Annotated in this window: 15 protein-coding genes; 8 read left to right on the top strand and 7 right to left on the bottom strand. The window is 67.3% G+C overall.

Going from position 1 to position 12,667, the window contains the following annotated elements:
* Positions 1-30 precede the first annotated feature (30 nt).
* From BMZ25_RS21010 to mutM, 3 genes are all read right to left on the bottom strand, one after another.
* On the bottom strand, positions 31-174 hold the full coding sequence (locus tag BMZ25_RS21010; RefSeq protein ID WP_177190546.1) for a hypothetical protein: 144 nt from the start codon (positions 172-174) through the stop codon (positions 31-33).
* A 4-nt stretch (positions 175-178) separates the two neighbouring features.
* Positions 179-955, bottom strand: a complete 777-nt coding sequence (locus BMZ25_RS19295) for an enoyl-CoA hydratase (RefSeq protein ID WP_092696280.1) — start codon at positions 953-955, stop codon at positions 179-181.
* Between the two features lie 64 nt (positions 956-1,019).
* Entirely contained in the window at positions 1,020-1,871 is an 852-nt protein-coding gene (gene mutM, locus BMZ25_RS19290; protein WP_092696279.1) for a bifunctional DNA-formamidopyrimidine glycosylase/DNA-(apurinic or apyrimidinic site) lyase, read from the bottom strand.
* An 87-nt stretch (positions 1,872-1,958) separates the two neighbouring features.
* Here mutM and ubiE point away from each other — a divergent pair, with 87 nt between their 5' ends.
* Complete coding sequence (ubiE, locus tag BMZ25_RS19285) at positions 1,959-2,720, top strand: bifunctional demethylmenaquinone methyltransferase/2-methoxy-6-polyprenyl-1,4-benzoquinol methylase UbiE (RefSeq protein ID WP_092696278.1); 762 nt, start codon at positions 1,959-1,961, stop codon at positions 2,718-2,720.
* Positions 2,721-2,724: 4 nt separating this feature from the next.
* The gene (gene ubiB / locus BMZ25_RS19280; protein ID WP_092696277.1) at positions 2,725-4,254 is read left to right on the top strand and encodes a 2-polyprenylphenol 6-hydroxylase; all 1,530 of its coding nucleotides are present in this window, start codon (positions 2,725-2,727) and stop codon (positions 4,252-4,254) included.
* Here the strand turns inward: ubiB and BMZ25_RS19275 are convergent.
* From BMZ25_RS19275 to BMZ25_RS19265, 3 genes are all read right to left on the bottom strand, one after another.
* Entirely contained in the window at positions 4,251-5,144 is an 894-nt protein-coding gene (locus BMZ25_RS19275) for a phosphotransferase family protein (protein ID WP_092696276.1), read from the bottom strand. The two genes, ubiB and BMZ25_RS19275, sit on opposite strands and share 4 nt — an antisense overlap.
* 290 nt (positions 5,145-5,434) lie before the next feature.
* Complete coding sequence (locus BMZ25_RS19270; RefSeq protein WP_092696275.1) at positions 5,435-6,094, bottom strand: flagellar hook capping FlgD N-terminal domain-containing protein; 660 nt, start codon at positions 6,092-6,094, stop codon at positions 5,435-5,437.
* A gap of 18 nt (positions 6,095-6,112) precedes the next feature.
* Positions 6,113-7,459, bottom strand: coding sequence for a flagellar hook-length control protein FliK (locus tag BMZ25_RS19265; protein WP_092696274.1), 1,347 nt, complete (start codon positions 7,457-7,459; stop codon positions 6,113-6,115).
* A gap of 116 nt (positions 7,460-7,575) precedes the next feature.
* Between BMZ25_RS19265 and BMZ25_RS19260 the strand changes: the two genes are divergently transcribed.
* The 6 genes from BMZ25_RS19260 (at position 7,576) to BMZ25_RS19235 (ending at position 11,264) form a co-directional block, all read left to right on the top strand.
* Positions 7,576-7,854, top strand: coding sequence for a rod-binding protein (locus BMZ25_RS19260; RefSeq protein WP_092696273.1), 279 nt, complete (start codon positions 7,576-7,578; stop codon positions 7,852-7,854).
* On the top strand, positions 7,844-8,182 hold the full coding sequence (locus BMZ25_RS19255) for a hypothetical protein (RefSeq protein WP_092696272.1): 339 nt from the start codon (positions 7,844-7,846) through the stop codon (positions 8,180-8,182). The genes BMZ25_RS19260 and BMZ25_RS19255 overlap by 11 nt, the downstream gene beginning before the upstream one ends.
* A 204-nt stretch (positions 8,183-8,386) precedes the next feature.
* The gene (locus tag BMZ25_RS19250) at positions 8,387-9,595 is read left to right on the top strand and encodes a flagellin (RefSeq protein ID WP_092696271.1); all 1,209 of its coding nucleotides are present in this window, start codon (positions 8,387-8,389) and stop codon (positions 9,593-9,595) included.
* Between the two features lie 90 nt (positions 9,596-9,685).
* A complete protein-coding gene (gene flaF, locus BMZ25_RS19245; protein WP_092696270.1) occupies positions 9,686-10,060 on the top strand; it encodes a flagellar biosynthesis regulator FlaF in 375 nt (124 codons plus the stop codon).
* The gene (flbT, locus tag BMZ25_RS19240; protein WP_092696269.1) at positions 10,057-10,461 is read left to right on the top strand and encodes a flagellar biosynthesis repressor FlbT; all 405 of its coding nucleotides are present in this window, start codon (positions 10,057-10,059) and stop codon (positions 10,459-10,461) included. The genes flaF and flbT overlap by 4 nt, the downstream gene beginning before the upstream one ends.
* The gene (locus BMZ25_RS19235) at positions 10,458-11,264 is read left to right on the top strand and encodes a DUF1217 domain-containing protein (RefSeq protein ID WP_092696268.1); all 807 of its coding nucleotides are present in this window, start codon (positions 10,458-10,460) and stop codon (positions 11,262-11,264) included. The genes flbT and BMZ25_RS19235 overlap by 4 nt, the downstream gene beginning before the upstream one ends.
* A gap of 10 nt (positions 11,265-11,274) precedes the next feature.
* Here BMZ25_RS19235 and BMZ25_RS19230 read toward each other — a convergent pair whose 3' ends face one another.
* Positions 11,275-12,609 (bottom strand): FliI/YscN family ATPase, encoded by a 1,335-nt coding sequence (locus BMZ25_RS19230; RefSeq protein ID WP_092696267.1) that lies wholly within the window; start codon positions 12,607-12,609, stop codon positions 11,275-11,277.
* Between the last annotated feature and the right edge of the window lie 58 nt (positions 12,610-12,667).

The following is a 12,667-nucleotide window of genomic DNA, read 5'->3' as shown; positions in this document are numbered from 1 at the left end:
CCGCGTCGTTATACCCGAGTCGGCCGGCTGTCAACCGCCCTGCCCCGCAGTAAATACCGTCAGCGCCAAGCATCCCAGCACCAGCAGCGCGCCCGCCACGGCGAGTCCGCGCCGCAGGGCGGGGCGCCGCGCCGTCTGCCGGTCGATCCAGGTCTTGAGCGGGGCGACCGGCATCGGTTCACTTGTCCCGGAACTGGGCCTCGCGCTTGTCGACGAAGGCCGACATGCCCTCTTTCTGGTCCTCGGTGGCGAACAGCGCGTGGAACAGCCGGCGCTCCTGCAGCAGCCCCTCGCTCAGCGTGGTCTCGTACGAGCGGTTCACGGCCTCCTTGATCGCCACCACCGAAAGCTGGGACTTCTCGGTGATCTTCTCGGCGGCGCCCATCGCCTCTTCCATAAGCTTCTTCGCCGGCACCACGCGGCTCACGAGGCCCGAGCGTTCGGCCTCCTGCGCGTCCATGAAGCGGCCCGTCAGGTGCATCTCCATCGACTTGGACTTGCCGACGAGCCGCGTCAGGCGCTGGCTGCCGCCCATGCCGGCCATGACGCCGAGATTGATCTCGGGCTGGCCGAACTTCGCGGTATCCGACGCGATGATGAAGTCGCACATCATCGCCAGCTCGCAGCCGCCGCCCAGGGCATAGCCCGACACGGCCGCGATGATCGGCTTGCGAATCCGTTCGATCGCCTCGGCCTCGCGCGCGAAGAGGTCGCCGAGGAACGCCTCGACAAAGCTCTTATCGGCCATCTCGGTGATGTCCGCGCCGGCGGCGAAGGCCTTCTCGGACCCCGTCAGGACGATGCAACGCACCTTCTCGTTCGCGTCGGCTTCGCGCAGGGCCTGGCCTAGCTCGCCCAGCAACGCCGAATTCAGCGCGTTCAGCGCATCCGGACGGTTGAGTTTGATCAGGGCGACGTGCTCGTCGATTTCGACGATTATCGTCTTGTATGCCATGTCCGCTGGGCTCTCGCTATTGCGTCAGATGCCCAGCCTTAGCAGTCCAGCAACCGCGATCAAGTTATCTTTGACAGCGTGCACAGTAGAAAGTCGAGCGTCCCGACTGGACGATCCGGCGCACGGTGCCGCCACACTCCGCCGTGACGCAGGGACATCCCTCGCGGCCGTAAACCCGGAATGTGTGCTGGAAGTATCCCAGCTCGCCGTCGGCCTGCCGGTAGTCCCGCAGCGAGGATCCCCCCGCCTCGATCGCGTCGGCCAGCGTCGCGCGGATCACCGGCACCAGCGCCCCCGCCCGCCGCGCCGACAGCCGCCCCGCCTTACGCACGGGCGAGACCCCGGCGCGGTGCAGCGCCTCGCAGACATAGATGTTGCCCAGACCGGCCACGACCTTCTGATCCAGCAGCGCCGCCTTGATCGGCGTGTTCCGCCCCCGCAGCCGTTGGACGAGGTAGTCCTCGTGAAAGGCGTTGCCGAACGGCTCGGGCCCGATCCCCGCCAGCAGCCAGTGGGTGTCGAGCGTGGCGGACGGCCACAGGTCCATCGCCCCGAACCGGCGCGGATCGTTGAACGTCACCCGCGCCCCGCCGCTCAGGTCCAGCACCACGTGGTCGTGCGCCTGCGGGGCGGGATGCTCGTGCCGGAACTGGCCCAGCTGCTGCCCCGAGACGAGCATCCGCCCCGACATCCCCAGATGCACGATCAGCGTCTCGCCCGAGTCGAGCTCGGCCAGCACGTATTTCGACCGCCGCCGCAGCGCCAAGACGCGCCGGCCGGTCAGTCGCTCGGCCATCCGATCGGGCAGCGGCCAGCGCAGATCGGGCCGGTTGACCTGCGCGCGGAGGATCGTCTCGCCCTCCATCACGGGGACGAGGCCGCGACGAACCGTCTCGACTTCCGGCAATTCTGGCAACGGCTTGCTCCTGTCGGGGGCGATGGATTGTAACGGCGCCCCGGCGGCCTATAAGAAGGGCGAGGAAAAGGCGACCGCAAGGGCACCATGACAGAACCTTCCGACAGCGACGGCAAGACCACCCACTTCGGCTTCCAGGACGTGCCCGAGGACGAGAAGGCGGGCCGCGTCCACGGCGTGTTCACGTCGGTCGCGTCGCGCTACGACGTGATGAACGACGTGATGTCCGGCGGCGTGCACCGGCTGTGGAAGGACGCGATGCTCGACTGGCTCGCGCCGCGGGACGGGCAGCGCCTTCTGGACGTGGCCGGCGGCACCGGCGACATCGCCTTCCGGTTCCTCAAGCGGGCGCCCGGAGCGTCGGCCACCGTGCTCGACATGACCGAGTCGATGCTGGTCGAGGGCCGCAAGCGGGCCGAGGCGGAAAGCCTCTCGGACCGCCTCGACTGGATCGTCGGCGACGCGATGGCCCTGCCGTTCGAGGACCGCAGCTTCGACGTCTACACGATCAGCTTCGGCATCCGGAACGTCACCCGCATCGCCGACGCCCTCTCGGAGGCGTACCGCGTGCTGAAACCCGGCGGACGGCTGATGGTGCTGGAATTCTCGCAACTGCCGAACCCGATGATGCAGAAGGCCTACGACCTGTATTCCTTCAACGTGATTCCCCGGATGGGACAGGCGATCGCGCAGGACCGTGACAGCTATCAGTATCTCGTCGAATCGATCCGCCGCTTCCCGGATCAGGAAAGTTTCGCCGCGATGATCCGCGAGGCCGGCTTCGACCAGGTGAAGTACCGCAACCTGACGATGGGCGTGGCGGCGCTGCATTCCGGCTGGAAGCTCTGATCTCTTGAGGGGTCCCCACAACATCTGGCGGCTGATCCGCACCGGCGCCACGCTGGAACGCACCGGCGCGATGGGCGTGGTGCTGGACGCGTTCCGCGCCCCGCCGCACCTGCGCCTCGTCGCCCGCATCCTCGGCTGGCCCTTCGCCTGGCTTGGCTACAAGGGCGACGTGACACAACCTCCGGCGACCCGCGCGCTGACTGCGCTCGGCCCCGCCTACATCAAGTTCGGCCAGATCATGTCGACCCGGCCGGACGTGGTCGGGGACGAGCTCGCCTCGCAGTTGCGCGTGCTGCAGGACAAGCTGCCGCCCTTCCCGCTGGCCGAGGCACGCGAGATGGTCGAGCAAGAGCTCGAGCTGCCGGTCGACGAGCTGTTCTCGGAGTTCTCCGAGCCGATCGCCGCCGCCTCCATCGCCCAGGTCCACCAGGCCCGGCTCGCCGACACCGGCGAGCTCGTCGCGGTCAAGGTGCTGCGGCCGGGGATCGAGCGGGCCTTCCGCAAGGACGTCGACGCGTTCTACCTCGCCGCCCGCATGGTCGAGCTGCTGGCCCCCTCGGCCCGCCGCCTGCGCCCGATGGACGTGATCGCCCATTTCGAGGGCGTCGTGATGGGAGAGCTCGACCTGCGGATGGAAACCGCCGCCGCGGCCGAGTTCGCCTCGAACACTGCCAAGGACGGGGGCTTCCGCGTCCCGCAGGTGCAGTGGTTCCTCTCCGCCCGTCGGGTGATGACCCTGGGCTGGGCGAACGGGATCCCCGCGAACGACCTCGGCGCGATCGATGCCGCCGGGCACGACCGCAAGGCCCTGGGCGAGCGGGTGCTGCGCCTGTTCCTCAGCCACGCGCTGCGCGACGGCTACTTCCATGCCGACATGCACCAGGGCAACCTCAAGGTGGCGCCGAACGGCGACATCATCGCCCTGGACTTCGGCATCATGGGCCGGCTCGACGAATACACCCGCCGGGTCTACGCCGAGATCATCTTCGGCTTCATCCGCAAGGACTATCACCGCGTCGCCGAGGTCCATTTCGAGGCGGGCTACGTTCCCGCCGATCGCGACGTTGACGAATTCGCCCGCGCCCTGCGCTCGGTCGGCGAGCCGATCTTCGGCATGGACGCCAGCCGTATTTCGATGGGCCGGCTGCTGAACTATCTCTTCGAGGTGACCGAGCGCTTCGGGATGGAGACGCGGACCGAGCTGATCCTGCTGCAGCGCACGATGGTCGTGGTCGAGGGCGTGGCCCGTTCGCTCTATCCTCAGATCAACATCTGGGAAGTCGCCTCGCCCATCGTCGAGGAGTACATCAAGGACAATATCGGCCCCAAGGCTCTGGCCCGCGATCTCAAGCGGACGGCACGGGTGCTGGCGCGTTTCGGGCCCAGGCTGCCGCAGATGGCCGAGGCCGCGCTGATGCGGGAATCGCTGCCGCAGGTGCACGTGAAGGGCCCGACAAAGTGGATGCGCCTCGGCTATGCCGGCGTCGGCGCGGTGACGATGGCGGCGCTGATCTGGGTGTTGCAGGCGCTCTAGCCGCCCCGCTCCAGCCGCGCGAGCTCTGCCTCCAGCCCGGCCGCATAGCCGGCATCGCCGTTCACCACGCGCCAGTGACAATGCGCGGCCACCAGATAGGCATGGAGCGGTGCCCGGCGATCCAATCGCTCCAGTGCCGCGGCATCGCCATAGGCCGTGCGGAACGCCGCAACCTCGGCCCCGGGAAGTGGCGCCCCGAGATAGACGGTCTGCAGCCCCGGCGACAGGAACAGCGCGAGATCGTGCACCGGGTCGCCACAGGCCGCCGACTGCCAGTCGATCAGCACCGCGCCCGTCTCTGCCGCGATGATGTTCGCGGGCACCGGATCGCCGTGCAGGAACGCCTGCGGCCCGCCCGTCGGATCGTGCGGGAGGTCCGGCCGAAGCGCGGTGAGGCGCGGCTCGGGCGGCAGCGTCTCGAGTATCGCGTCGGCCATGTCGCGCAGGTCCGCGGCTGTGGCCCCCACCCGACGCAGGCCGGCGGGCGGATGGCGGCGATGCAACCGCGCGAGGGCCGCCGCAACCGGCGCCGCGGCGCCACCGGACCAAGGCTCGCCCGGAACGTGGCGATAGACCAGGCACGGGCCCTCGTCCGCTGTCAGCCGCCCCAGGGGCCGCGGCGCAAGTCCGCTGCCCGCCAGCGAATACAGCGCCACCGCCTCGGCCGTCGGCACGTTCGGGAACAGCGGCGGCCCGGCGTTTCGGGGCGAAAGCTTGCAGACGACATCGCCGTCGGGCTGGGCGATGCGCCACACATGGTTGGTGCGCCCCCCGCTCAGCGGCTGCCACTCGGGTGCGCCCGTCAACAGTCCCGCACGCTCCAGCGCCGGCGCCAGCCGCGAAGGCAGGCCGGTCTTGCGCTTGATATGGCGGGACAGCGGGCCGGTCATGTCCAGCCGAAGCTAGGCCCGGCCGTCTCCCACGGCAAGCGCGACGCGCACGTGCGAGGTCGGGGAGCGTTCGGAGGAGCGCATGTCGGCGTCTCACGGAGCCTGTTTTCCCCGCCTTGGGGTCATGCCTCCTCCCGGAGAACGCCGCGACGGTTCCGACCGTGCAGCCGCCACTTCGGTCACATCGGGCCGCAGGAATGATGCGGCCGCGCAAGACGCGCTCGCGTGAGTGGGCCAGAAAGAACAAGACCGCCAGCCAGCGCCGCGCGATCCGGCCGGGCCCCACGACCTCACCCATCGCGCAGAGCCGTCACAGCGTCGGCCGGCACCGTGACGCCGCCCGCAAAGACGAGATCGATGGAATCGCCCTCCATCCGGGTCTCGAGAATCCGCCCGAATGTCTCCACAGGCGCCTCGTCCACCAGTTCGCCGCCAAGATAGGTCTCGCTAGCGAAGCCATACTGCCCTTCCGGCAGCGGCGCGCCCGTCGCGTCGGTACCCGCCCATTCGACAGGCGCGCCGTCCGCGCTCACCGGCATCCGCCCGACCGTGGCGCCGGAGGCATCGCGCACCACCAGCACGTGACGGTCCCCGATTGCCGTCGCCTCGGGAACCAGCGTCACCGGCGTGCCGTCAAAGGCCACGGGCATCGCGGCGCGCGCTTCCTTGCCGACCCAGCCGGACATCTGCGACAGGGCCATCGCCCCGATCTGTCCCGCGACCGAGGCGAGAAGATCGTTGGTCTTGACCTGCTGCTCGACCCCCGAGAACGTGGCGAGTTGTACGGCGAAGTCCTCGGACTTCACCGGTTCGAGCGGATCCTGGTTCTCGAGCTGGGTCGTCAGCATCTTCAGGAAGGTCTCGAAATCGGACGAGACCGCGGCATCTTTTGTCTGCACGTTTGGCATACGTCCGGTGTACCCGTCGTGCACAGTCTGTGACACGTCCATTCGCCAGTCTCCCCTGTCTCAGAGCCGCAGGTCGAGCCGGTCCGGCACGACCGTGATCACGTCCGCCCGAGGCCGCTCCGGCTCTCCCTGCAGACCGGTCTCGTGGCCCGTGCCGGGCTGCTCGCGCCCCGCCGACCCTCTATCCTGCTCAAATGTAAAGGATGTCTCGCCGAACCCGGCGTCCGACATGCTGTCTGAAAGCATCCCCGCATGCCGCCGCAACAGCTGCAACGTCTCGTCCCGCTCCGCCGCCACATGTACCGTGATTCCCGTCTCGGTGACCGAGAGCGTCAGCCGCACACTGCCCAACTCTTCGGGCGCAAGCGAAATCCTGACCGGCCCATCCCCCAACCCCCGCGCCGCCTCCGCGACCTGGGCAACGAGTATCGGTCCGGCAGAACTGGAATGGACGGAGGGCGCAGCCCGCGCCACGTCCGGGGCCGCATGCCGGACGGGCTCGCGCCCAACGGCGACGTCGGCCAAGATCTCGATTTCCGGCATTACCTTGAGAGGCTCCGGCTCGGTAGCCGCCTTCAGCGGCACGAAGGCCGTCCCCGCAAGTGGCTTGACCGGTATGGCAGTCGCGCTCATGTCCGCAATTGGCGCCAGGCCGGGCGAGGCCTGTCGCGGCTCCCGGACGCGCGGAACCTCAAACTCGAACACCGGCCTGTCAGCCCGGCGATCCACCGCAATCTCGTGCCGGGAAACAGGCGAGGGCATCTCGGTTTTCACGATCTGACCCTCAGTCGCCACATCAGGCGCTGGCGCCCTCATTTCGACAGCGACACCATCGATTCGAATAATCCGCGCTTCTGTCGCAGGCGCCTCTCGACCGTCCGCAACCGGTTGCTTTGCGCCGATTCCGGCCTCCGGACGGGCGGGCAAATTGAGAGAACTGGTGAGCTCGACTGGGCTGGCCGGCAACGGCAACGGCAACGGCTGCGTCTTCGGCGCGGGGTCGGGTGTTCGCGGTCTAATTTCGGCAGACCCGCCGGTTAGATCACGCATCTTCGGGCGTCCGACAGGCTCCGCAAACGCTGTTTCAACCCTGGACGAAACGGGGACCGCGCCAACCTCTTCCGGCAGCGCCTGCACCGGCACAGTCGCATCGACGGAGACGTCAATCTCAAACTCCGGAGGGTCCTTGTCGCGCGCGGCGCCGGTCTCCGACATCGGTTCGGACGAGGGTGTCGTCTGCACCATCGGTTCGAGGTCGTCCGGCGAAACACGAGCCTCCGCCGGAGCCCCCGCCTGACGGAACGCCTCGAGGAAGCCACCCGTGAGATCGGGTCGCGGCTCCGACTGCGCACCTTGATCGCCGTCGCGCACGGTCGAGCGGATCAGAAGGTCAGGCAGTAACAACATGGAAGGCCTTTGACGATTAGGACGACACACGCCTTCTACCTGCCAACCGGTTACGGGATCTTTACCGCGGGAGCATCACCTTCCCCCAACCCGAAATGACCCCAGAGGCTTCGCAGATGCTGATTCAATCCGTTCCGCCTGCCCTCGCGCCCACGGCGAACGCGGCCCAACCGCTCCGCGCCGCGGCCACCGAGCTCGAGAGCGTCTTTCTTGCCGAGATGCTCAAGGCCACCGGCCTGAACGAAACACCGGATACGTTCGGCGGCGGTGCCGGAGAGGACCAGTTCGCCTCCTATCTCCGGCGTGCACAGGCCGATTCGATCGCCGCCGCCGGGGGCATCGGCCTGGCCGAGCATATCTTCCGTTCCTTGGCCGGTGCACCCGATGGCGCGTGATCCCGCCGGGCGGCTTCTTCACCTCGCGAAGCGAGAGCGCGCCGCTCTTCTGGCCGGCAAACTGGACCAACTGCCTGGCCTTCTTGCCGAACACGAATCACTCATCGAACGCCTCGCCAAGGATCCACCCGACGCCGAGACCCTGCATCGGCTTCGAACGGATCACGCACGCAACCAGAGCCTGTTCAAAGCGGCGCTCGCCGGCCTGGCGGCGGCTCGCGACCGGCTCAGCGCCATTTCGGACGGCGTCCCGCTCGAGACGTACTCCGCCCGCGGCACCCGCCAGGGGCACAGGACAGACAGGAAACGCCTCGTCCGCCGCGCCTGAACCGTGATTAAACTCGAATTCGAACGGCTTTTCCTCCGCAGTTAGGGCGATCTTAGAACCTCCCCCGCAAAGTGCGACCTGCATCCCGAGGTGGGATGGCGCGACAGGGCCCAGCGGCCCTGCCGCAGCGGTCAGAAGGACCGGACGCAGCTGCCGAAAGGTGGCGAAAACCGGCGTAAAAGCGCCTGTAATCTAGGGAAACCAATGTCCAGCATTCTGACGAACACCGGCGCGATGGTCGCGCTCCAGAGCCTCAAGTCGATCAACAAGAACCTCGCTGCGACGCAGTCCGAGATTTCGACGGGCAAGAGCATTGCGACCGCCAAGGACAATTCCGCGGTCTGGGCCATCTCGAAAGTCATGGAATCCGACGTCGAGGGCTTCAAGGCCGTTTCCGACAGTCTCGCGCTCGGCGAATCCACCGTAGCCGTGGCCCGGTCCGCCTCGGAAACCGTGACCGACCTTCTGAAGGACATGAAGAAGAAGATCACCTCGGCGCAGGGCGACAACGTGGATCTCGCCAAGCTCGACGCCGACGTGCAGGCGCTCAAGGGCCAGATCACCTCGGTCGTCGGCGCGGCGCAGTTCAACGGCCTGAACCTGGTCGATGGATCGACCACGACCATCAACGTCCTGTCTTCGCTGAACCGCGACAGCACCGGCAACGTCACCGCCGCCAACATCGCGATCAACGGCCAGAACCTGTCGACCGCCGGCTACGCCGCGAACGATGTGTTCTCGGGCAGTTCGAACGGTGCGTCGGCGCTCGGCGATACCGTCGCACTGGCCCTCTCCAACGGTGACAACGAACAGATCGAGATCGCCGAGAACGGCGCCGCGTTCGCCCAGGGCGACCGGATCAGCTTCAACATCGGCGAACAGCAGGTCTCCTATACTGTCACGGCCGAAGACGCAGCCTCCACGACCACCGCCGACATCGTGGCCGTCAACCTGAAGTCGCAGATTGACGAACTCGGCATTGCGGGTCTGACCGTCGACTACGACAGCGGTACGCCCGGCACGCTCGATCTCACCATGGGGGCCGGGGCCGATCTGACCATTACCGGTCAGTGGCAGAACAACGGCGCCGGTCTCCTTGGCCAGCTCGGCACGCTTTCCGTGTCCAGCGCCGCCAACGCGACCGCTGCGCTCGGCGCCATCGACGGGCTGATCACGAACTCGGTCAACGCGGCGGCGGCCTTCGGTTCGGTTCAAGGACGGCTCGAGACACAATCGGACTTCGTGTCCAGCCTGACCGACTCGCTCAAGACCGGGATCGGCGCGCTGGTCGACGCCGACATGGAAGAGACCTCGGCCCGGCTTCAGGCACTGCAGACGCAACAGCAGCTGGGGATCCAGTCACTGTCGATCGCCAACCAGGCGCCGCAGTCGATCCTGTCGCTGTTCCGCTAAGCGTTCGGTCCGGGCGTCCGCGTCGCGGGCGCCCCGCATCCAAACGTCACGACCGCCGAACGCGGCCCGTGAGACACGCCTTGAAAAGGAATGACCGTGTACGCTTCGCATCTCGCCCACGCAGCCTACGCGCCTGCGGCCACAGCGCCCGCACGGCCCGCGCAGACAACCGAATACCAAGCATTCGCCCGCATCACGAGCGCCTTGAAAAGGGCCCGCTCTACGCCGGATGTCGTTCACGCCCTGCATCAGAACCGGCAACTTTGGACGACTCTGGCGGTCGACGTTGCCGATCCGGGAAACGCACTTCCCGAAGACCTTCGGGCCCGGATCCTTTATCTGGCCGAGTTCACGCGGATGCACACCGGTAAGGTCCTTCGCGGCAAGGCAGACGCCGAATCGCTCATCGACATCAATACTGCCATGATGCGCGGCCTGCGCCAGCAACAGGACCATGTGCGATGACCGGGCTCGTCCTGAAACTGGCGCCGCGCGAGCGGATCCTGATCAACGGCGCCGTGATAGAGAACGGCAACCGCCGGGGCCGGCTGAACATCGTGACACCGGGCGCCAACATCCTGCGCCTGCGCGATGCCCTCCATCCCGACGAGGCCGATACCCCCGTTCGCAGGGTCTGCTATATCGCGCAGCTCGCCCTCTCGGGCGATGCACCGCCTGCGGAGGCGCGGCAGCAGCTTCTGCGCGGGATCGAACAGTTGAGCCAGGTCCTCACCGATGGCGACAGCGCGGCGCAACTGAACGCCGCGAGCCGCGCCGTGATGGAGCTTCAATTCTATCAAGCGCTCAAGGCGCTCAGGACGTTGCTTCCGCGTGAGGACCGACTCTTCGCCGTGACGCCGAAATGACCTTTGTTCCGGTCATTCCCTTCGGCGGCCTCGCCGGATTGGCCTTTCTGCAGCGTACACGGGAAAACCAACAGGACGCCTTCGAAGCGACACCTCGGCTGCAACGGGTGACGGACCGCTTCAGGACCGAGATTGCCGGGATCCGCTCGGCGGACGGGTTGGTCGCCGACCGCGAATTGCTGGAAGTCGCCCTTGGCGCCTTCGGCCTGGGGGAGGACATCAACAATTCCTTCTACGTCACCAAGGTCCTGTCATCGGATACCGCCGATCCCGAGTCTTTCGTCAACCGTCTGTCGGACAAGCGCTATCTCACCCTGGCCGAGGCTTTCGGGTTCGGCCGGGCCACGGGTCCGCGCACGGCCCTGGACGGCTTCGCCGATCGTATCGTCGATGCGTACAAGACCCGAAGCTTCGAGGCTGCGGTCGGGGACGTCGATCCCGACATGCGGCTGGTCATGGGGTTTCAGCGCGAGCTCCAGGCGCTGGTCGCCCGAACGGGATCCGAGGACGCGCAATGGTACGGTGTGATCGCGTCGAAGCCGCTGCGAGAAGTCTTCGCGAGGGCGTTCGGGCTACCGCAATCCTTCGGCGCTCTCGATGTCGATCAGCAGCTCTCTGTCTTCAGGAAGCGCAGCGAGCAGTTCTTCGGAGTGGCGGCTCCCGCAGCATTCACCGATCCTGATCGCGCCGAAAATCTTGAGCGGCAATTCCTCGCGCAACGACAACTCGCGGCAGGCTCGCAGGCCAGCACCACGAGCGCCAGCGTCGCCCTTTCGCTCCTTCAGGCAATGCAGCCGGCCTAGACTGGGCGCATCATCCCGTCGGCTTCGCCTTCTGCCCACGCGGAAGACACCCGGCGAGACTACGGAAACTGTCGGCGGTCGTGCCATTCTCGGCCTCTGCGATGAACCCGTCGAGCTTTGGCCACGCCGCAACGGCCTGATCGATCTGAGCATCGGTTCCCGGCGTGTAGAGCCCCGCCTGAACCATCATTTCAGCGCGGTCGTACACGCCCAGAAGCCGTCGCGCCTCGGCGATGACGGCATTCTCGGCCTCCGACGCCGCCTCCGGCAAGGCACGAGAGACGGATCGCAGCAGATCGATGGCGGGAAAGCGTCCCCTCTCGGCTATCTCACGGGCGAGCACGACATGTCCGTCGAGGACCCCACGCAAGGTATCCGCCACGGGCTCTTCCATGTCCGATCCGGCGACCAGCACCGTGAAGATCGCCGTGATGTCCCCTTGCTCGTCCTCACCCGGGCCGGCCCGTTCACACAAGGAGGTGAGGCAGGCAGCGGTCGAGGGCGGGTAGCCGCGCATGGACGCGGCTTCGCCGGCGGCGAGCGCCGCTTCGCGATGTGCCTCGGCCAGCCGCGTCACCGAGTCCGCCAGGAACAGCACCTGTCGTCCGGCGTCGCGAAAATGCTCGGCCACGGTCATCGCCGCGGACGCGCATCGTCGGCGCTGCGCCGCGGAACGATCGGACGTGGCCGCGACGATCACCGACCGGGCCATCCCCTCGGGCCCCAGTACCTTTTCCGCGAAATCCCGCAATTCACGCCCGCGTTCACCGATCATCGCGATCACCACGACATCCGCCTGGACCCGCCGCGCGAGGCGCGCGAGCAGCGACGATTTTCCGACGCCCGACCCGGCGAACAGGCCGATCCGCTGCCCACGCACAAGAGGAAGCAGCGTGTTGAAGACCCGCAATCCGGTCTCGAGCCGTTGGCCAAGACCCCGGCGCCGCGTGGCCGAGGGCGGCGTTGCGCCCATCGCCCGCCGCTTTCGCCCCGGCAAAAGCGGCCGACCTTCCAATGGCAATCCGTAGGGGTCGAGTATGCGACCGATCCAGGTATCGTCGGGCGCGAGAGTCGCGGGCCCGAGATGCACGACCCGGTCACCGACGCGCAACCCTTCGAGCGCCTCGTCCGGCAGGATAGTTACCCGTGCGGCTTCGAGCCCGATGACCTCGCCACGCCTGGCATCCGGCCCGGCGCCGAACCGAACCAGGTCGCCAAGCGCGGGAACCGCCCCGAGCCCGCTCACAGTGACGGCCCCGCGCCCCAGGGCTTCGATCCGCCCGACCGGTCTGCTGATCAGCCAGTCGTCCATCATGGTGGCGAGCTGGTCCACTCCGTAGGTCATCGGCGACTCCCGTCCTTGTGCCAACAGTTTCTAAACGAATCGCGCTTAAGCCTTCGTT

The organism is Tranquillimonas rosea, assembly GCF_900111315.1.
Taxonomy (GTDB): Bacteria; Pseudomonadota; Alphaproteobacteria; order Rhodobacterales; family Rhodobacteraceae; genus Tranquillimonas; species Tranquillimonas rosea.
This window is presented reverse-complemented; position numbering and strand designations above follow the sequence as displayed.

What these genes read in the sequence shown, in the direction of transcription:
- BMZ25_RS21010 (WP_177190546.1), bottom strand. Translation starts at nt 174, where the DNA reads ATGCCGGTCGCCCCGCTCAAGACCTGGATCGACCGGCAGACGGCGCGG.
- BMZ25_RS19295 (WP_092696280.1), bottom strand. Translation starts at nt 955, where the DNA reads ATGGCATACAAGACGATAATCGTCGAAATCGACGAGCACGTCGCCCTG.
- ubiE (WP_092696278.1), top strand. Translation starts at nt 1,959, where the DNA reads ATGACAGAACCTTCCGACAGCGACGGCAAGACCACCCACTTCGGCTTC.
- BMZ25_RS19275 (WP_092696276.1), bottom strand. Translation starts at nt 5,144, where the DNA reads ATGACCGGCCCGCTGTCCCGCCATATCAAGCGCAAGACCGGCCTGCCT.
- BMZ25_RS19270 (WP_092696275.1), bottom strand. Translation starts at nt 6,094, where the DNA reads ATGGACGTGTCACAGACTGTGCACGACGGGTACACCGGACGTATGCCA.
- BMZ25_RS19265 (WP_092696274.1), bottom strand. Translation starts at nt 7,459, where the DNA reads ATGTTGTTACTGCCTGACCTTCTGATCCGCTCGACCGTGCGCGACGGC.
- BMZ25_RS19260 (WP_092696273.1), top strand. Translation starts at nt 7,576, where the DNA reads ATGCTGATTCAATCCGTTCCGCCTGCCCTCGCGCCCACGGCGAACGCG.
- BMZ25_RS19255 (WP_092696272.1), top strand. Translation starts at nt 7,844, where the DNA reads ATGGCGCGTGATCCCGCCGGGCGGCTTCTTCACCTCGCGAAGCGAGAG.
- BMZ25_RS19250 (WP_092696271.1), top strand. Translation starts at nt 8,387, where the DNA reads ATGTCCAGCATTCTGACGAACACCGGCGCGATGGTCGCGCTCCAGAGC.
- flaF (WP_092696270.1), top strand. Translation starts at nt 9,686, where the DNA reads ATGACCGTGTACGCTTCGCATCTCGCCCACGCAGCCTACGCGCCTGCG.
- flbT (WP_092696269.1), top strand. Translation starts at nt 10,057, where the DNA reads ATGACCGGGCTCGTCCTGAAACTGGCGCCGCGCGAGCGGATCCTGATC.
- BMZ25_RS19235 (WP_092696268.1), top strand. Translation starts at nt 10,458, where the DNA reads ATGACCTTTGTTCCGGTCATTCCCTTCGGCGGCCTCGCCGGATTGGCC.
- BMZ25_RS19230 (WP_092696267.1), bottom strand. Translation starts at nt 12,609, where the DNA reads ATGACCTACGGAGTGGACCAGCTCGCCACCATGATGGACGACTGGCTG.